The 17,733-nt window shown below is 70.5% G+C and carries 17 protein-coding genes, 1 pseudogene and 2 riboswitches; of the genes and pseudogenes, 13 read left to right on the top strand and 5 right to left on the bottom strand.

The features are described from left to right. Window positions 1-80: 80 nt before the first annotated feature. Window positions 81-1,499, bottom strand: a complete 1,419-nt coding sequence (locus ACZ60T_RS01050) for a purine-cytosine permease family protein (protein WP_469663308.1) — start codon at window positions 1,497-1,499, stop codon at window positions 81-83. Further along, a riboswitch (TPP riboswitch) is annotated at window positions 1,491-1,584 on the bottom strand. Its footprint overlaps the gene before it by 9 nt. Before the next feature lie 230 nt (window positions 1,585-1,814). On the opposite strand from ACZ60T_RS01050, the gene ACZ60T_RS01045 reads away from it, so the two are divergent. Next, window positions 1,815-2,279, top strand: coding sequence for a hypothetical protein (locus tag ACZ60T_RS01045; RefSeq protein WP_469663306.1), 465 nt, complete (start codon window positions 1,815-1,817; stop codon window positions 2,277-2,279). Continuing rightward, window positions 2,276-2,476: a hypothetical protein gene (locus ACZ60T_RS01040; protein WP_469663304.1), complete on the top strand. Its 201-nt coding sequence runs from the start codon at window positions 2,276-2,278 to the stop codon at window positions 2,474-2,476. Before ACZ60T_RS01045 ends, ACZ60T_RS01040 begins: the two co-directional genes overlap by 4 nt. On the opposite strand, the gene ACZ60T_RS01035 is transcribed toward ACZ60T_RS01040, so the two are convergent. Then, window positions 2,443-3,633: an FUSC family protein gene (locus ACZ60T_RS01035; RefSeq protein WP_469663302.1), complete on the bottom strand. Its 1,191-nt coding sequence runs from the start codon at window positions 3,631-3,633 to the stop codon at window positions 2,443-2,445. The genes ACZ60T_RS01040 and ACZ60T_RS01035 overlap by 34 nt on opposite strands. Before the next feature lie 483 nt (window positions 3,634-4,116). On the opposite strand from ACZ60T_RS01035, the gene ACZ60T_RS01030 reads away from it, so the two are divergent. The 6 genes and pseudogenes from ACZ60T_RS01030 to ACZ60T_RS01005 all read left to right on the top strand — a co-directional run bounded on the left by ACZ60T_RS01030 (window position 4,117) and on the right by ACZ60T_RS01005 (window position 6,839). Next, window positions 4,117-4,272, top strand: coding sequence for a hypothetical protein (locus ACZ60T_RS01030; RefSeq protein WP_469663300.1), 156 nt, complete (start codon window positions 4,117-4,119; stop codon window positions 4,270-4,272). Further along, window positions 4,272-4,610 (top strand): annotated as a pseudogene (locus ACZ60T_RS01025) (aquaporin); the annotation flags it as partial. The gene ACZ60T_RS01030 and the pseudogene ACZ60T_RS01025, both read left to right, overlap by 1 nt. Before the next feature lie 245 nt (window positions 4,611-4,855). Continuing rightward, the gene (locus tag ACZ60T_RS01020) at window positions 4,856-5,194 is read left to right on the top strand and encodes an alcohol dehydrogenase catalytic domain-containing protein (RefSeq protein WP_469663298.1); all 339 of its coding nucleotides are present in this window, start codon (window positions 4,856-4,858) and stop codon (window positions 5,192-5,194) included. A gap of 276 nt (window positions 5,195-5,470) precedes the next feature. Next, window positions 5,471-5,704 carry a hypothetical protein gene (locus ACZ60T_RS01015; RefSeq protein ID WP_469663297.1) on the top strand — a complete coding sequence of 78 codons (234 nt, stop codon included), beginning with the start codon at window positions 5,471-5,473 and terminating at the stop codon, window positions 5,702-5,704. A gap of 91 nt (window positions 5,705-5,795) precedes the next feature. After that, window positions 5,796-6,206, top strand: coding sequence for a RidA family protein (locus tag ACZ60T_RS01010; RefSeq protein ID WP_469663295.1), 411 nt, complete (start codon window positions 5,796-5,798; stop codon window positions 6,204-6,206). 69 nt (window positions 6,207-6,275) lie between these two features. Then, entirely contained in the window at window positions 6,276-6,839 is a 564-nt protein-coding gene (locus ACZ60T_RS01005; protein ID WP_469663293.1) for a GNAT family N-acetyltransferase, read from the top strand. A gap of 45 nt (window positions 6,840-6,884) precedes the next feature. Here ACZ60T_RS01005 and ACZ60T_RS01000 read toward each other — a convergent pair whose 3' ends face one another. Next, on the bottom strand, window positions 6,885-7,370 hold the full coding sequence (locus ACZ60T_RS01000) for a rhodanese-like domain-containing protein (protein WP_469663291.1): 486 nt from the start codon (window positions 7,368-7,370) through the stop codon (window positions 6,885-6,887). A gap of 121 nt (window positions 7,371-7,491) precedes the next feature. After that, window positions 7,492-8,487, bottom strand: a complete 996-nt coding sequence (locus ACZ60T_RS00995) for a helix-turn-helix domain-containing protein (RefSeq protein WP_469663289.1) — start codon at window positions 8,485-8,487, stop codon at window positions 7,492-7,494. A 231-nt stretch (window positions 8,488-8,718) separates the two neighbouring features. On the opposite strand from ACZ60T_RS00995, the gene ACZ60T_RS00990 reads away from it, so the two are divergent. Continuing rightward, window positions 8,719-9,168 carry a PaaI family thioesterase gene (locus ACZ60T_RS00990; protein ID WP_469663287.1) on the top strand — a complete coding sequence of 150 codons (450 nt, stop codon included), beginning with the start codon at window positions 8,719-8,721 and terminating at the stop codon, window positions 9,166-9,168. 7 nt (window positions 9,169-9,175) lie between these two features. Here ACZ60T_RS00990 and ACZ60T_RS00985 read toward each other — a convergent pair whose 3' ends face one another. Continuing rightward, window positions 9,176-10,588, bottom strand: a complete 1,413-nt coding sequence (locus ACZ60T_RS00985) for a short-chain fatty acyl-CoA regulator family protein (RefSeq protein WP_469663285.1) — start codon at window positions 10,586-10,588, stop codon at window positions 9,176-9,178. A gap of 380 nt (window positions 10,589-10,968) precedes the next feature. Between ACZ60T_RS00985 and aceA the strand changes: the two genes are divergently transcribed. The 4 genes from aceA (at window position 10,969) to metE (ending at window position 17,672) form a co-directional block, all read left to right on the top strand. Next, the gene (gene aceA / locus ACZ60T_RS00980) at window positions 10,969-12,252 is read left to right on the top strand and encodes an isocitrate lyase (RefSeq protein WP_365632795.1); all 1,284 of its coding nucleotides are present in this window, start codon (window positions 10,969-10,971) and stop codon (window positions 12,250-12,252) included. A 120-nt stretch (window positions 12,253-12,372) separates the two neighbouring features. Continuing rightward, window positions 12,373-13,965, top strand: a complete 1,593-nt coding sequence (gene aceB, locus ACZ60T_RS00975) for a malate synthase A (RefSeq protein ID WP_469663283.1) — start codon at window positions 12,373-12,375, stop codon at window positions 13,963-13,965. Next, window positions 13,962-14,831 carry a 3-hydroxybutyryl-CoA dehydrogenase gene (locus tag ACZ60T_RS00970; protein WP_469663281.1) on the top strand — a complete coding sequence of 290 codons (870 nt, stop codon included), beginning with the start codon at window positions 13,962-13,964 and terminating at the stop codon, window positions 14,829-14,831. Before aceB ends, ACZ60T_RS00970 begins: the two co-directional genes overlap by 4 nt. A gap of 130 nt (window positions 14,832-14,961) precedes the next feature. Continuing rightward, a riboswitch (cobalamin riboswitch) is annotated at window positions 14,962-15,183 on the top strand. A gap of 170 nt (window positions 15,184-15,353) precedes the next feature. After that, window positions 15,354-17,672 carry a 5-methyltetrahydropteroyltriglutamate--homocysteine S-methyltransferase gene (gene metE / locus ACZ60T_RS00965; protein ID WP_469663279.1) on the top strand — a complete coding sequence of 773 codons (2,319 nt, stop codon included), beginning with the start codon at window positions 15,354-15,356 and terminating at the stop codon, window positions 17,670-17,672. Window positions 17,673-17,733: the final 61 nt, after the last annotated feature.

Genomic DNA, 17,733 nt, shown 5'->3' with positions numbered 1-17,733 from the left:
TGTGGTCGATCCGGTCGATCCAGCCCGGCAACTCCGGTGCAGCGGTGGGCCGTTGCCGCTCAGGCCGACTCTAGATCGGCTCACTGACCAGAAGCCACCCAGGGGCTTCGGCGCAACCGCAGCGGGGTGTACACGGCGAGGGCCACGAGGAACGCGACGTAGTACGAGAGGTCGGCGCCGTGCAGTGCGACCGCGACCGGACCTTCGTACAGGCTGGTGTTCATGAACGGCACGGCGGCGGCGAAGGCGATGGCGAACGCGAGCAGCGCGGGCCGGGCGGGTCGCGGCCGGGCGGTCTCGACGGCGAGTTCGACCGGGGCGCCGCCCCGTGCCCGTGCCCGTGCGAGCCAGTCGACGATGACGATCGCCACGAACCCGGGGATCCAGTAGCCGACGAACAGCAGCACGTTCTGGAAGCGGGCCGTGGTGTCGGCGGCGTGCATCCACAGCACCAGAGGGAAGCCGAGCACGGCGGCGAGGGCGGCGGCCACCGGACGCGGAAGCCGCACCCCGACGGTTTGCAGTGCCAGGGAGCCGCTGTAGTCGTTCATGGCGTTGCTGCACAGAGCCGCCAACGCCACGGCGAGCAGCCCGAACGCGCCCAGCGGCCCGCCGCCCAGCAACTTGTCCACGCCCGCGGCCGTCTGGTCGGTCATGACAGACGCGCCCCACAACCCGAGTGTCTGGACGGCCGTGAAGGACACCACGAGGCCGAGCAGGGTGCACCAGAACATGCGGGGCCGTGAGGTGGTGGGCGGCAGGTAGCGGCTGAAGTCGCTGGCGTACGGGGCCCAGGAGAGCGCCAGGCTCAGGGCGACAGTGCTGGTCAGGATGGCCGCACCGGCCCGGTCGGCGCCGTGTGCGGGGCCGGTGCCGACGGGGTGGACACCGTCGAGGAGCCGCCAGGCGATCAGCGCGAACGCGGCGGCGAGCACGAAGGTCATGACGCTCTGGAGCCGGTGAATGGCCTCGTAACCCAGTACGCCGAGGGCGCCTTGGGCCAGCATCATGACCAGGACGCCGAGCCAGAACGGCCAGCCGCACAGCCGTGCCAGCGCGTCCCCGCCGAACAGTCCGATCAGCGCGTCCCAGGCGACCGTGGACAGCCACTGGAGCATGCCGGGCACTGCCACGCCCCGGCCGAACGCGAGCCGGGCCAGGGGCAGTTGACCGGCCCCGGTCCGGCTTCCCCAGGTGCCCAGGTATGCGGTGGGCACCGCCCCGACCACGGTGCCCACCACGACGGCCGTGAGCGCGGTGGCGAAGTCCAGGCCGAGGGCGATGCCGACGGTCCCGGTGAACACACCGGTCATGGTCAGATTGGGGGCGAACCATACGGTGAACAGGCGCCCGGGACCGCCGTAGCGACCGCTCTCGGGGACCGGCTCGATGCCGTGCGCCTCGATGTGGAGATCGCCGGGGGCCGCGGGCATCCGTCCGTTGAAGACGGCCCGCTGGTCGTCGGCGGGCACCCCGCCGGGAACATGCGCCAAAGGCATGGAAGACATCCCTCCGCCAGTACGAACTGGTTCAGGTTCAACGGGTGTGATCTCAGCCCTCGTTGGGGCACCCCGTGTCCGGTACGACCGACAGGGTAACCCCTCGTCCTGACACGTCCGTCGCCGCGGTCGGTTCTCCGCTCCGCTGTGCCCGCGGTGGCGCTCCTCCCTCGGCATGCGCCGTCACACGGACGTGATTACTCTTTGTGGGCGTGCGATTCCGCAGTGAAGTCGTGGTGTCGCCGCACCGGCCCGGCAGGAACCGGCACGGCCCGAGGAAGCTCCTGGCAGCCGCCTCGAATCGGAGGAGCCCCCATGAGGAATCGTGTTCTCTCCTGCTCTGTGCCCCTCGCCGCCACCACCGGCCTGCTGACCGGGCAGACGGCGCCGGCTGTGGCGGACGCCCCGTCGACGGCCGTCCGGACCAGCTCCCGAACAGCGGTCGGCACGCAGTACAACACGACCCACGTATACGTCCGACCAGGCACCATGCCAGCCTTCGCCGCCGCGTGGAAGGCCACCTTCGGCGGCACCAGCACCGCCGTCTCGGTCACCGACGTCACCCCCACCCCGAGCCGGACCAAGTCCCAGCTCCTCTTCTCGCCCGTCGGCACCCTGTCGGTCTTCGACTTCCAGACGCCCGTCCCGTACCCGTTCGGGGCGGAGCGCACCGGGTGGCTGGTGACGAGCATGCCCGCGGGGATCCAGCAGGCCCGTGCCAGCGGCGCGGCCACCGCATCCGTGTCACCTCCCCCTTCGGCAGGACCGTCATCTCGGTGACCAACGGACACCTGCCCTACCCGTACGGGCGCGAGGTCACCGGCTACCGGGTGGCGAACCTCGCGGCGACCCTGAGCAAGGCCGAGGCCGCCGGTGCCACCGTGCTGTCGGGTCCCCACCGCTCGGGCGGACGTGACAGCGCCGTCGTGCGGTTCCCCGGCGGCTACATCGCCGAGATCCACGACGTCTCTCGCTGACCTCGCCTGCGGTGCGTGCCCGCGTAGTCCAGGTCGGCCAGCAACCGCTCCACGTCCGTCATGAGTGAGCCGTAGACGTGCCACGCGCCCGGCTTGGTGAGGTTTCCCTGACCGATCAGGTCGGTCAGGGTGTCGTGCCAGGTCAGCGCGCCCTCGAGCGCCTCCCGCAGCCGCTCGCGAGGGCCTGCGGGGCCGGTCTCCGTGCGCAGGTCGTCGACCAGGCTCTGGACCGCCGCGCCCGCCAGTCGCAGGGTCTCGGCGTAGCGCTCGAGGAACTGGAGCCCCAGATGCTGGTCGGGGTGGTGGTCGTAGGCGTTGTCGGCGAGGGTCCGCGCGATTCCGCGCACCTGGAGCGACACCCCGCGCAGGGCGCTGAACAGTTCGCCGTACGTCACGTCATGTGGCCCATGGGTGACGCAGCGCGCGTTCCAGCGCAGACTCTCGTCGGCCTCGCGCACCTGTTCCTGAGTGAACGCCAGGTGCTTCTCGAGTTGGCGTCCCCGGTGCAGCCAGCCGTGTGCTTTGGAGCGCAGGTCCCCTTGGGCCAGGCCGGTGCCCATGTCGTGCAGCAGTTCCCCGACGGCACGGGCGAGAGCCCTGACGGCGGAGTCGGAGTCGTCCACGTGCAGCGGGGGCAGCACCAGGGCGTTGACCGCGATGCCGACGGCCGCGCCCGCCAGTGTCTGGAGCACGGGCGAGACCAGGCCGCCCATCGGATCGCCCGCCATCGCGGCCAGTGCGACGACCGCGGTGGAAGCGACCTGCAGCCGTCCGTCGGACGTACGGCGAGGTCCCGCCAGAACCGTGAGCAGAGCGATGACCGCGATGGCACCCGCGGTCGGCCCCAGCAGCCGGACGGTCATCAGGGCGAGGACCAGGCCGACGACCTTCGACGCGATGCTCTGCAGGGCGTTGGTGACCGAGCGGTACACCGTGGACGCGTTGACCATGAGCAAGGCGGTGGCGACCGCCACATAGGCGCGCCCTTCGGGAGCCGCCGGGCCCGCGATGACCCAGGCGAGCAGCGCTGCCGTCAGCGCCTTGATCCCGTAGACCAACTGGCGGGACCGCCGGTGACGGAACCCGCTGACGAGGTGGTGCGCCCGCCTGATCGAGGGCACCGGCAGGCGGCCGGGCAAGATGGTTGAAAGTTGCACAAGTAGATGGTTGCACCCTCTGCCCGGTTCGCGTCGAGCGATGGACGGGTGACATCCCTCACCGCCGGACCGGCGTGGAACCCCTCACGGGGAGGCACTCGATCGCGCGGGCCGACCGAGACGCCTGCCCCCAGGATTGCGGCTAGCCTCCCGAGTCCATTTCGCCTTCTCGGTGCCGGTCCCGCGTCACAGGGCCGGCACCGCACGCTGAAACGGCGGGCCCGCGTTCCCTCGTGCGTTGCCCGACGTCGGCTTTCGCCCACCACCACCGCGCCCGGCCCACCGCCGCGGCCCTGGCCGTACGCGGCGGACGGATCGTCGCCATCGGCGACGACGCGTGGATCGCTCCCTTCGTAGGGCCGGACACCCGCGTCATCGACGCGCTCAACCGACGCGTCATCCCGGGGCTCAACGATTGCCCGCCCGCGGCCAACGGCCCCAGCGGCGCCGCCGATTCACCCGTCCCCGACCCGGAGGATCGCCATGTCACAGACCCCCGCGCCCTCCAGTACGCCCAAGGCAGCCGACGGAAGCGACCACCCTCCTCCCACACCAGGGGTGATCGCGGGCCACAGCGCCCTGGAATTCCTCCTGACGCTGGTGCTCCTCTTCGGCGTCACCACGATCTGCGGTGGGTGATGGGCCCGTCCTCCCTCTCCGACCGGGTCCCTCGGATCCACCTGCAACTGCTGATCGTCGGCGTAGCGGTCGGGGTGCTCATCGCCGCGCTCGTCCTCAGCCCACCGGGCCGGATGACCGGCGGACACATGAACCCGGCGATCTCCTTCGCCACATGGCGTTTCGGCGTCTTCCCCGGAGTCGCCGTCGTCCCCTACATCGTGGCGCAACTCATCGGATCCACCCTCGGCGTCCTCCTGGCCGGCGCCGCCTGGGGACCACCGGCCCGCCGACCACCCACCTCCTACGCCGTACTCCAGCCCGGCGCGGGCTGGACCGCCCTCGAGTTGTTCTTCGCGGAAGCGGCCAGCATGGGCCTCATCGTCTACCTCGTCGGGCACTTCCTTCAGGCTTCCCGGCTTGCCCCCCTGGGACCGGGTGGGCAAGCACCGAGCCGCCCTGACCTACCGGCTGTGCGGCACCCAGGAGAGCGGTGCTCCGCTGCCTGGATCACCGCAAGAAGACACGCTGCCCTGAACCGGCCACCACCGCGTCCAGGACACCGCCTCCATCGCAATGGACCGCACGGAAGGGGCCCGCCGTCATGCGTGCTCTGCGCTTCGACCGTTTCGGTGACCCCCATGTTCTGTCTCTCACCGAATGCCCGGACCCGACAGCCCAGCAGGGCAACGCCGTCATCGCGGTCAAGGCTGCCTCGGTCAACGCCTCGGACGTGAAGAACGTGGCGGGACGCATGGAAGGAACCCTCCTTCCCCGAATCCCGGGACGGGACTTCTCCGGCGTCGTCATCGACGGCCCCCCTGACTGGACCGGGGTTGAGGTGTGGGGAACCGGGGGCGACATCGGCTTCACCCGCGATGGCTCACACGCCGAGTTGCTCGCCATCCCCACCACAGCGCTCGCCCGCAACCCCCCCGGCTGAGCTTCGAAGAAGCCGCCGCCACGGGAGTCAACTTCGTCACCGCGTGGCTGGGCACGGTCGAGACGGCGCGGCTGACCGAAGGGGAGAGCATCGCGGTGATCGGCGTAACAGGCGACGTGGGCGGTGTCGTTGCCCAGATCGCCCGCTCCCTGGGAGCCCACGTGATCGGGCTCGCCCGGACACCACCGGCCGACAACACCCCCGCCGCATCCGCCATGGACGCTTTCGTCCCGCTCGACAACGACGCACAAGATCAGCGCCGTAGGGGCCCGGACCGTGGAGATCGACCTCGTCGACCTGTACCACAACGAGACCCGGATCCTGGGCTGTGACAGCCGTCAACTGGATGTCACCCAGAGCAACGCCTACCTCGACCGGCTCGCGCCCTCCTTCGAATCCGGACAGTTCCAACCCCTGCCCGTGGCGCACCGCTACAGCCTGGAGAACGGCAGAGAGGCCTATCTCGCGGTGGCGAACAAGGAACCAGGACGTGCCGTGATCTTCCCCTGACACGTCCCGGTGAGAAATGGGAAGGCGGATGAGCCCGAGGTGTGGGCAGAATGTGCGCGCCTCGCACTCGACAGGAATGGACCCAACGACCGTGGCTCGTGCCGTCACTCTGATCCGCTCCACCGCCCTGTCCGACGTCGCCGAGTACGCCTACGCGGCCACGGCGCCCGCCGACTCCCGTCTGATCTTCCTCGCCGGGGCGTGTCCGCTCAACGACGACGGCTCGACGGCGGCGGTCGGGGACTACGCCGGGCAGGCGTTGAAGGCCGTCGAGAACATGAAGGTCGCTCTCGCCGCCTCCGGCGCGTCTCTCCAGGACGTCATCAGTACGAGGGTTCTGGTCGCGTCGGCCCGGCAGGAGGATCTGGTGGCTGCCTGGAAGGTGGTCCGGGACTCGTTCGCCGATCACGACGTCCCCAGCACCTTGATGGGCGTCACCGTGCTCGGTTACAAGGACCAACTCGTCGAGATCGAAGCCGTGGCCGCCGTGCTCGACTCGTGAGCCACTGACGTGCCGCAGGGCCTGAGACCGGACGTCCCTGACGGGAATCCGCTGGCTATGCTGTCGGCCATGATCAGCGGAGTGACCCCGGAGCCCGCCGTCCTCGATGCCATGGAGCTGACTTCCGATCCTGAACTGGACGCCCGGTTCGCGGAGTCGGCCCACCGGATCCTGGCGGACCTGGTCAGTGGAGGTGCCGCGCTGGGGTGGGTCGAACCGCCCTCCAGGGACGAGGTGGTGGACCTTCTCGGCCACGTCGTCTCCGCGGTGCGGGCCGGGGATGCGGCCCTGCGCGCCGCCTACCTCGACCGTCGGCTTGTCGGGTTGGGGTACTGGCTCCGCTACGCCCGACCGACCCATCGGCCCCACGCCGATCTGGAGAAGATCGCGGTAGCCGCCGCTGCCCATGGCCGTGGTGTCGGGCGGGCGCTGACCACCGCCTTGATCGCCGACGCCCGGAAGGCGGGGATCGAGGTCCTCACCCTGGACGTCCGTGGCGACAACACCAATGCCCTGAACCTCTACCGGTCGCTGGGCTTCACCGAATACGGCCGTCTGCCCGACTTCGTCGCCGTCGGCGAACAGCGCTACGACAAGGTCTTCTCCATGCTGGACTTGCGCCGACAAGGCTGACGCGAGGCGGCGTGGGTGACGCACAGACGGGCCGTACGGCGTCCTTCAGCACGCGCAGGAGACGCCCGAGCGCGGGGCGGTCAGGTCGTCGACCGGGCGCTGCTCGGTACCGGTGGCAGAGTCGTAGGCGTAGCCCTCGCGCGCCCAGTACTCGAAGCCGCCGAGCATCTCCTTGACCCGGTAGCCGAGGCGTGCGAAGGCCAGCGCCGCACGGGTCGCGCCGTTGCAACCGGGGCCCCAGCAGTACGTGACCACGGTCCGGTCCGGGTCGATCAACTGCGGTGCCAGATCGGCGATCTGCGCGGTGGGGAGGTGGAGGGCGCCGGGGACGTGGCCCTGGTCCCAGGCGGCATCGCCGCGGGTGTCGACCACCACGACCCCGGGTGCGCCGGACGCCAGATCGGCGTGGACGTCGGAGACATCCGTCTCGAAGGCGAGACGGGCGGCGTAGTGGGCAGCGGCCTCGGCCGGAGCCGCGGCGGGCACGTTCAGGACGGCGCTGGTGATCTCGGCGGAAGCGGCGGCAGACATGGGGGTACCTCTGGTTCTCACTGGTCGGTCCGGGATCCTGCGGGCCGTGCCGGGTCTCCCCGGTCGGCGACGGCTCCATCCTCTGACCCCTGCGCCCGCCCCTACGAGTGGCGTGAACGCCTCAGGTCGTCAAGATTCCGCCAGGCAGCGCGGGGACGCGCGTGAACGTCTTGCGGTAGGCCGTGGGTGACGTACGCATCTGGCGGGTGAAGTGGTGCCGATACGTCGCGGTGCTGTCGAAGCCGACCGCGGCGGCGATCTCGTCCACGGTGCCCTCGCCGGACTCGAGCAATGGCAGGCTGGCGGCCACCCGTTGGGCGATGACCCAGCGCATGGGGCTCACACCGTTGCGGCGGGTGAAGTGCCGCGCGTACGAGCGTTCCGACATGCGCGCGGCCCGAGCCAGGGTGCGCACGGACAGCGGTGTGCGCAGATGGCGCAGCGCCCAGTTCATGCTCCGCGTGACGCCGTCGTCTTCCGGGACGATCTCTCCCACCGCCGCCTCGATGAACTGGGCCTGCCCGCCCTCCCGGTGTGGCGGGACGACGAAGCGGCGCGCCACCGCGTTGGCGACGGCCGCACCGTGATCGGCCCGGACCAGGTAGAGACACAGGTCGATACCGGCCGCGCTGCCCGCGCTGGTGAGGACGTCGCCGTTGTCGACGTACAGCACGTCGGGGTCGACCTCGATCTCGGGATGCCGTTCGGCGAGCGTGCGGGCGTAGCGCCAGTGGGTGGTGGCGCGCCGTCCCTCCAGCAGGCCGGTCGCGGCCAGCGCGAACGCCCCCGAGCAGATCGATACCAGGCGCGCCCCTCGTGCATGGGCCCGCAGCAGCGCGTCCACCAGGGCGGGGGAGACCTCCGCCCCGGCCTCGGCCACCCCCGGCACGATCACCGTGTCCGCCGCGGCCAGCGCATCGAGCCCGTGCTCGGCGCGCAGCGTGAACCCGCCGACTGCCCGCAGCTCCCGGCCGGGTTCCTCGGCGCACACCCGCAGCTCGTACCAGGGCAGGTCGCCCAGCTCGGGCCGGGACAGACCGAAGACCTCCACCACCACGCCCAGTTCGAAGGGCGCCATTCCCTCGAAGGCCAGTACAGCCACCGCATGCGTCTTCATCGAGGCTGGATCCTAACCGCCGCCATGCTGAGCCTGCTCAGTCGCGGAGGTCGGCTTCCGGCGAACATTCGTGGGTGCCGAACATGTTCGGTACGGTGGAAGGCGTGGCGAGAGTCGGCCTGCGCGACGTTCGCACTGCCAGTCAGCAAGTCCGCCCGGAGCGGCCACCCTCAAGGACGCGACATCATCGCCAACTGGGCGTAACCGGACAGAATCGAGAGGCCGCCAGCCATGTCCCAGGCACCGAATCCCACCGACACCGACACCAGTGCTCAGTCCGGCACGCCGGACACGGCGACGCTCCTCAAGCTCATGCCGTTCGGCGCGTCGGTCGGAATCCGGCTCACCCAGGCGACCAGGGAACAGGTGGTCGGCACCCTCGACTGGGCCGAAGAGCGCTGCACCGCCGGTGGCATCCTGCACGGCGGCGCACTGATGGCGCTGGCCGACAGCGTCGGTGGCGTGTGCGCCTACCTGAACCTGCCCTCAGGCGCTGCCACTTCGACGATCGAGTCGAAGACCAACTTCTTCCGCGGTGTGCGCTCCGGACAGGTCACCGCAACCGCACACCCCCTTCACGTCGGCGGTCGAACCATCGTCGTGCACACCGAAATCCGGGACACCGACGAGAAGTTGGTCGCACTCATCATCCAGACGCAAGCCGTTCTGCACAGTCGCTGAGACGAGGTCACCCGGCGGCCTGGTCGTCTTCCACCGGGTAGGGCACGAAGGTGCTGCTGTTCTGGTCGATGAGCAGCGGACGGCCCAGTGGTGGGGCGGCCCGCTGGGAGCAGTCGAGGCGTTCGCAGACGCGGCAGCCCATGCCGATGGGGGTGGCGGCGGAGGCGTTGGCGAGGTCGAGGCCGTCGGAGTAGACGAGACGGTGGGCGTGGCGGATCTCGCAGCCGAGGCCGACGGCGTAGGTCTTGCCGGGCTCACCCCAGCCGCCTCGATGCCGGGTGACGGCCCGCGCGGTCCACAAGTACCGCTGCCCGTCGGGCATTTCGGCGATTTGGACATGGATGCGTCCGGGCGCGGCGAAGGCCTCGTAGACGTTCCACAGAGGGCAGGTGCCGCCCGCCCGGGAGAAGTGGAAGCCGGTCGCGGACTGGCGTTTGGACAGGTTGCCCGCGCGGTCGACGCGTACGAAGGAGAACGGCACGCCGCGCAGTCGTGGCCGTTGAAGGGTGCTCAGGCGGTGGCAGATGGTCTCGTAGCCGAGACCGAAGTGGTCGGTGAGACGCTCGATGTCGTAGCGGGCTTCCTCGGCCGCCGTGTGGAACGCGGAGTAGGGCAGGATCAGGGCGGCGGCGAAGTAGTTGGCGATGCCGATACGGGCGAGCGCGTGGGTGGGCGATCCGGGTGGGAAGTCCTCGGTGGCCAGCCGGTCGAGGTCCTCGCCATGTTCGAGCAGGGCGAGTTGGGTCGCCATCCGGAAGGCACGCTGACCGGGCCGTAGTCGCGAGGACAGATGAAGGGTGCGGCTTCTGTCGTCGTAGCGGTGCAGCCGTGCGCCGGGCTCGGCGGCCAGGCGCACGCCGTGTGCCTCGGCGAGTCTCGCGGTGAGGGCCCCGATCACCTCCCCCGGTCGGACGCCGATCTCACCGGCGAGGCGTTCGGCCGAGAGGTCGGAGTCGTGCAGGTAGTTCTGGCGGCGATAGAAGAAGTCGCGGATCTCCTCGTGGGGCGTGGAGGTGGTGTCCCGGTTCCGGCCCCGGCCGTCCGCCGCGCCCGCCAGGCGCTCGGACAACTCCTGGTTGCGTCGGCCGAGGTCGAGAAGGACCTTGGCGACACCGGGCAGCCGGGCAGCCAGGTCACCGAGGTCGGCCGCGGACACCCGGGACTCGGCGATCTCCCCGGCGAGTGCCTCCCGGAGGTCGGCCAACAGACGCGTGGTGTCGCGCTCGGAGAAGAACCCCGGATCCACGCCGAACGTCTCGGTCAGCCGGAGCAGGACGGGCACGGTGAGGGGGCGGGAGTCGTGTTCCATCTGGTTGAGGTAGCTGGGTGAGATGCCGAGCACGCGGGCAAGATCCGCCTGACTCATCCGCCGCTCCTCGCGCAGCCGCCGCAGCCGCGCGCCCGCGTACATCTTGCTCACCGAACCGCTCCTCCCTACCGGGACCCGATGCGGTCAGCGTAAGGGAGCAATCCACCTGTTGACCCTTCGCAAGATTGGCAATCGGCGGCAGGAAGATTCGCAAAGATTGGCATGCGTCCCCGCTTGAGGGCACTCAGTGCCAGTGCCAGAGTCGTAGTGCGGCCCGCCGGACCCGGTAGGAAGAGCCCGGAACCGGGGCACGACTTCCGCCCTGACGTCGGAGATCCCGGCAGCGGCAGCCACCTGCACCGGCATCATCGCTCAACTCCACCTCCCCAGTGACGGCGAGCCGCATCCAGCAGACGACACCCAGTGCCACCTCTGTTCATCCGGACGGCGGGATTGGCAGCCAGTACAGACAGAAGAAGACGGAGACAGCCATGGCAGAAGTGAGGACGCAGGCGGCCGAGGAACTGGCGCGGCGCTGGGCCACCGACCCACGCTGGCAGGGCATCGAGCGCACCTACAGCGCCGAGGACGTCGTACGACTGTCCGGCAGCGTCCGCGAGGAGCACACCCTGGCCCGGCGCGGCGCCGATCGCCTGTGGCGCCAACTGCACGAGCAGGACTACATCCACGCGCTCGGCGCACTGACCGGCGGCCAGGCCGTCCAGCAGGTCAAGGCGGGGCTCCAGGCCATCTACCTGTCCGGCTGGCAGGTCGCCGCCGACGCCAACCAGGCCGGCCACACCTACCCCGACCAGAGCCTGTACCCCGCCAACTCCGTGCCCCAGGTGGTCCGTCGGATCAACAACGCGCTGCTGCGCGCCGACCAGATCGCCACCGCCGAGAACGCCGGTGACACGACCGACTGGCTGGCGCCGATCGTCGCGGACGCGGAGGCCGGGTTCGGTGGTCCGCTGAACGCCTTCGAGTTGACCAAGGCGATGATCGCCGCGGGCGCGGCGGGCATCCACTACGAGGACCAGCTCGCCTCCGAGAAGAAGTGCGGCCACCTCGGCGGCAAGGTGCTCGTGCCCACCTCGCAGCACATCCGTACCCTCAACGCGGCCCGCCTGGCCGCCGACATCGCCGACGTGCCGACGGTCGTCATCGCCCGTACGGACGCCCTCGCCGCCAACCTGCTCACGACCGACGTCGACGAGCGCGACGCGGAGTTCGCCACCGGCGAGCGCACCGCGGAGGGCTTCTACCGGGTGCGCAACGGCATGGCTCCGGTCATCGCCCGCGGCCTGGCCTACGCACCGTACGCGGACCTGATCTGGGTCGAGACCGGCACCCCGGACCTGGAGCAGGCCCGTGAGTTCGCCGAGGCGATCCATGCGCGGTACCCGGACCAGATGCTGGCGTACAACTGCTCGCCCTCGTTCAACTGGAAGGCGGCCCTGGACGACGACCAGATCGCCAAGTTCCAGCGGGAGTTGGGCGCGATGGGCTACCGCTTCCAGTTCATCACGCTGGCCGGCTTCCACTCCCTCAACCACGGCATGTTCGACCTCGCCCGCGGCTACGCCGAGCAGGGGATGACGGCTTACGTCGACCTCCAGGAGAAGGAGTTCGCCGCCCAGGCCCAGGGCTTCACCGCCGTCAAGCACCAACGTGAGGTCGGCACCGGCTACTTCGACCTGGTCTCCACCGCCGTCAACCCCTCCTCCTCCACGACCGCCCTGACCGGCTCCACGGAGGAAGAGCAGTTCCACTAGGGCCTGTCGACTGCCAATTCTCGCCTGCTCCAACGGAATTGACAGGCCTCCAGGCCCTCGGCCGAGCGGAGGCGGGCGACCGTCTCCGCCCCCTCCGCTCCCATCCCTCAGGAGAGCCCGATGACCACCACCGCACTCACCCACGACGTCCGTGTCCTCGCCGCCCCCGGTCACCGGCACGACGAGATACTCACCCCCGCCGCCCTGGACTTCGTCGGCCGACTGGCCGCCGCATTCGGCGAGCGGCGCCAGGAGTTGCTCAAGGAGCGCCGACGGCAGGCGCTGCGGCTGGCGTCGGGCTCTCCGCTCGACTTCCCTCTGGTCACCGCCGCCGTCCGCGCCGACCCCGACTGGCGGGTCGCACCCATCGCCCCCGGTCTCACCGACCGCCGGGTGGAGATCACCGGCCCGCCCGACCGCCGGATGACGGTCAACGCGCTCAACTCCAGTGCCAAGGTGTGGATGGCGGACTTCGAGGACGCCACCGCTCCCTTGTGGGACAGCGTGATCGGCGGGCAGCTCAATCTGCTCGACGCCATCGAGCGGCGCATCGACTTCACCACGCCCGAGGGCAAGGAGTACCGGCTGGGCGAACAGCTCGCCACCGTCATGGTCCGCCCGCGCGGCTGGCATCTGGAGGAGGAGCACCTGGAGTTCGACGGCCGCCCGGTACCGGCCGCGCTCGTCGACTTCGGCCTCTACTTCTTCCACTGCGCCCAGCGGCAGATCGACGCCGGGTACGGCCCGTACTTCTACCTCCCCAAGCTGGAGAACCGGTACGAGGCACGGCTGTGGAACGACGTCTTCCTCCTCGCTCAGGAACTGCTCGGCATCCCGCGCGGCACGGTCCGCGCCACGGTCCTGATCGAGACGATCACCGCCGCGTTCGAGATGGAGGAGATCCTCTACGAACTGCGCGAGCACAGCGCGGGGTTGAACGCGGGCCGCTGGGACTATCTGTTCAGCCTGATCAAGACGTTCGGCCACCGCACCGACTTCCTTCTCCCCGACCGGGCGCGGGTCACGATGACCGCCCCCTTCCTGCGCGCGTACACCGAACTCCTCGTGCGCACCTGCCACAAGCGCGGCGCGCACGCCATCGGCGGCATGGCCGCCCATGTGCCCGGCAAGGACCCGGCCGCGAACGAGGCCGCGCTCGCCAAGGTCCGCCTCGACAAGGAGCGTGAGGCCGAGGACGGCTTCGACGGCTCCTGGGTCGCCCACCCCGCCCTCGTCCCCGTCTGCCGCGACGTCTTCGACGGTGTCCTCGGTGACCGGCCCCATCAACTCGACCGCACCCGTGACGACGTCGAGGTCACCCCGGCCGACCTGCTGTCGGTGCGCCGGATCAGCGGCCCGCCCACGCCGGAGGGGGTGCGCACCAACGTCCATGCCGCACTGCGGTACTTCGCCGCCTGGCTGCGCGGTCAGGGCGCCGTCGCCATCGACGGCCTGATGGAGGACGCGGCCACGGCCGAGATCGCCCGCGTACAGATCTGGCAATGGCTGCGGCACCGGGTCATCGACCGCGAGACCGTGGAGCACATCCTCGACGACGAGATCACAGCGCTCAGAGCCGAGTACCCCTGGGCGCCCGCCGACGACATCCGAGCCCTGTTCGAACGCACCGCGATCAGCGGTGAGTTGCCGCTGTTCTTCACCCCCGACGCCTACACCCGCCACCTCGTACGGAAGTCGGAGGCCGCAGCATGAGCGCGGGCATCACCCGCGTCGGCGTGGTCGGCGGCGGCCAGATGGGCGCCGGTATCGCCGAAGTCTGTGCGCGGGCCGGGCTGGACACCGTGGTCTGCGAGGTGGACGCGGTGGCCGCCCGCAGGGCACGGGACCGGGTGGCCGCCTCCCTCGACCGCGCCGTACGACGGGGCAAGCTGAGCCGCGAGGCCGCCGACGACGCGCACGCCCGGCTCGTCTTCACCGGCAGCCTGGACGACCTGGCCGACCGGCACCTGGTCGTCGAGGCCGTCATCGAGAACCCGGACGCCAAGACCGAGGTCTTCGCCGCCCTCGACAAGATCGTCGAGGATCCGGCGGCCGTCCTCGCCACCAACACCTCCTCCCTGCCGATCATGCGGCTCGGCATGGCGACCACCCGCGCGGACCGGGTCGTAGGACTGCACTTCTTCAACCCCGTCCCCGTCCTGCCGCTGGTCGAGGTGGTCACCTCACTGCACACCTCGGCGCGGACGATCGCCGTGGTCGAGGCCTTCGCCACCGGCACCCTCGGCAAGACGGTCATCCGCTCCCAGGACCGGGCGGGCTTCGTCGTCAACGCCCTGCTCATCCCCTACCTGCTCGCCGCCGTGCGGATGGCGGAGTCCGGGTTCGCCACCGCCGCCGACATCGACGCGGGCATGGAACTGGGCTGCGCCCACCCGATGGGGCCGCTGAAGCTCGCGGACCTGATCGGCCTGGACACCGTCGCCTCGATCGCCGAGTCCCTCTACGACGAGTTCCGCGAACCCCTCTACGCGCCGCCGCCGCTGCTCCAGCGGATGGTGGAGGCGGGACTGCTCGGCCGGAAGACCGGCCGGGGGTTCCACCGCTACGACCAGGGCTGAGGGCCCGGTACGGCGAGGGGCGGGAAGCGCGAGTGCGGAGCGTCCCGCCCCTCGCCGTACCTCATTCGGCAGGCACCTTCTCACCTTCCGCATGCTGGACGGCGTTCTTCCATTCGCGGCGCCACCCCGTAGGCTGACCGCAGCAGTTGGTTCGCCCCGTCCGCCAGGCGGGGTGTCGTAAGAGGGAACCCGGTGGGAATCCGGGACTGCCCCGCAGCGGTGAGCGGGAACGACCGCCGTCATACGCACTGGGTCCGACGTACCGGGCCTGGGAAGCGACGGCCATTAGGTGTCCTCCGTCCAGGAGGGCGTGCCCGCGAGTCCGAAGACCTGCCGACTGCCCGCGTACGGACCGTTCCGTGCGCGGACATCCCGGTGACCTCGAGGGCGGGTCGGCGTACACACCAGACGGAACGACCGTGCTTGTGCCGCGCGGGGTCATGGCCGTCCGGTTCGTCATTCCCTTCGCGCTCTCGTCCCGTCTCCGGGATCTCAGGGATTCATCTCGCGAAGGAGATCTCCGTGACAACGAAGTCCGCAGCCGCGGCAGCACGGGCCACCGTGTACGGCTACCCCCGCCAGGGACAGAACCGTGAACTGAAGAAGGCCGTCGAGGGCTACTGGAAGGGCCGCGTCACCGCCGACGCCCTCCGGGCCACCGCCGCCGAGCTCAGGCGGAGCAACCGGCAGCAGCTCGCCGACGCCGGTGTCCACGAGGTGCCGACCGGTGACTTCTCGTACTACGACCACGTCCTCGACACGACCGTCATGGTGGGCGCGATCCCCGAGCGGCACCGTGCCGCCGTCGACGCCGACGCGCTGGACGGCTATTTCGCGATGGCCCGCGGGACCCAGGAGGTCGCTCCGCTGGAGATGACCAAATGGTTCGACACCAACTACCACTATCTGGTCCCTGAGCTGGGCCCCGACACCGTGTTCACGGCCGACTCCACCAAGCAGGTCGCCGAGCTGGAGGAAGCCCTCGCCCAGGGCCTGACCGCCCGGCCCGTGCTGGTCGGCCCCGTCACCTACCTTCTGCTCGCCAAGTCCGCCCCCGGCGTGCCCGCCGACTTCGAGCCACTCACCCTCCTGGACCGGCTGCTCCCGGTGTACGCCGAGGTCCTCGCCGACCTGCGCGCGGCCGGTGCCGAGTGGGTCCAGCTCGACGAGCCCGCCCTCGTACAGGACCGCACCCCGGCCGAGCTGAACGCCGCCGAGCACGCCTACCGCTTGCTGGGCGCCCTCACCGACCGGCCGAAGCTGCTGGTCGCCTCCTACTTCGACCGGCTCGGCGACGCGCTGCCCGTGCTGGCCAAGGCCCCGGTCGAGGGCCTCGCCCTGGACTTCACCGAGGCCGCCGCGGCCAACCTGGAGGCCTTGGCCGCCGTCGGCGGACTGCCCGGCAAGCGCCTGGTCGCCGGTGTCGTCAACGGCCGCAACATCTGGATCAACGACCTGCGGAAGTCGCTGTCCACGCTCGGCACCCTCCTCGGGCTCGCCGACCGAGTGGACGTCGCCGCCTCCTGCTCCCTGCTCCACGTGCCGCTGGACGCGGCGGCCGAGCGCGACATCGAGCCGCAGATCCTGCGCTGGCTGGCCTTCGCGCGGCAGAAGACCGCCGAGATCGTCACCCTCGCCAAGGGACTTGCCCACGGCACCGACACCATCAGCGGCGAACTCGCCGCCAACCGCGCCGATCTCGCCTCCCGCGCGGACTCGCCGATCACCCATGACCCCGCCGTACGAGCCCGCTCCGAGGCTGTGACGGACGCCGACGCCCGCCGCTCTCAGCCGTACGCCGAACGGGCCACCGCACAGCGTGCCCACCTCGGTCTGCCGCTGCTGCCGACCACGACCATCGGCTCGTTCCCGCAGACCACCGAACTGCGCACCGCACGCGCCGACCTGCGCACCGGGCGCATCGACACGGCCGGGTACGAGGAGCGCGTCAAGGCGGAGATCCAGGAGGTCATCTCCTTCCAGGAGAAGACCGGCATCGACGTCCTGGTGCACGGCGAGGCCGAACGCAACGACATGGTGCAGTACTTCGCCGAGCAGCTCACCGGCTACCTGGCCACACAGCACGGCTGGGTCCAGTCGTACGGCACCCGCTACGTCCGGCCGCCGGTCCTGGTCGGCGACATCTCCCGGCCCGAGCCGATGACGGTGCGCTGGACGTCCTACGCCCAGTCCCTGACCGACCGCCCCGTCAAGGGCATGCTCACCGGCCCGGTCACCATGCTCGCCTGGTCCTTCGTCCGTGACGACCAGCCCCTCGGCGACACCGCCCGGCAGGTCGCCCTCGCCCTGCGCGACGAGGTGAACGACCTGGAGGCGGCCGGGACTTCGGTGATCCAGGTGGACGAGCCCGCGCTGCGCGAGACGCTGCCGCTGCGGACCGCCGACCGTGCGGCGTATCTGGCGTGGGCGACCGAGGCGTTCCGGCTCACCACGAGCGGGGTGCGGCCGGACACGCAGATCCACACCCACATGTGCTACGCCGAGTTCGGTGACATCGTCCAGGCCATCGACGACCTCGACGCCGACGTCATCAGCCTGGAAGCCGCCCGCTCCCACATGCAGGTCGCTCGCGAACTGGCCGCTCACGGCTACCCGCGCGAGGCCGGGCCGGGCGTCTACGACATCCACTCCCCGCGCGTCCCGAGCACGGACGAGGCCGCGGCCCTCCTGCGCACCGGCCTGAAGGCGATTCCCGCCGAACGGCTGTGGGTCAACCCCGACTGCGGCCTGAAGACCCGCGGCTGGCCCGAGACCCGCGCCTCCCTGGAGAACCTGGTCGCCGCCGCCCGCACCGTCCGCAGCGAGCTGCCCACCTCCTGACCGAGCAACCCATGGGCCGGGACGCCACCAGCGTCCCGGCCCCTTCCTGCGGCACCGGCAG

Source organism: Streptomyces sp. NPDC104371 (genome assembly GCF_055583785.1).
The sequence above is the reverse complement of the archived record's forward strand: the minus strand, read 5'-3'. Positions and strand labels throughout refer to the sequence as shown.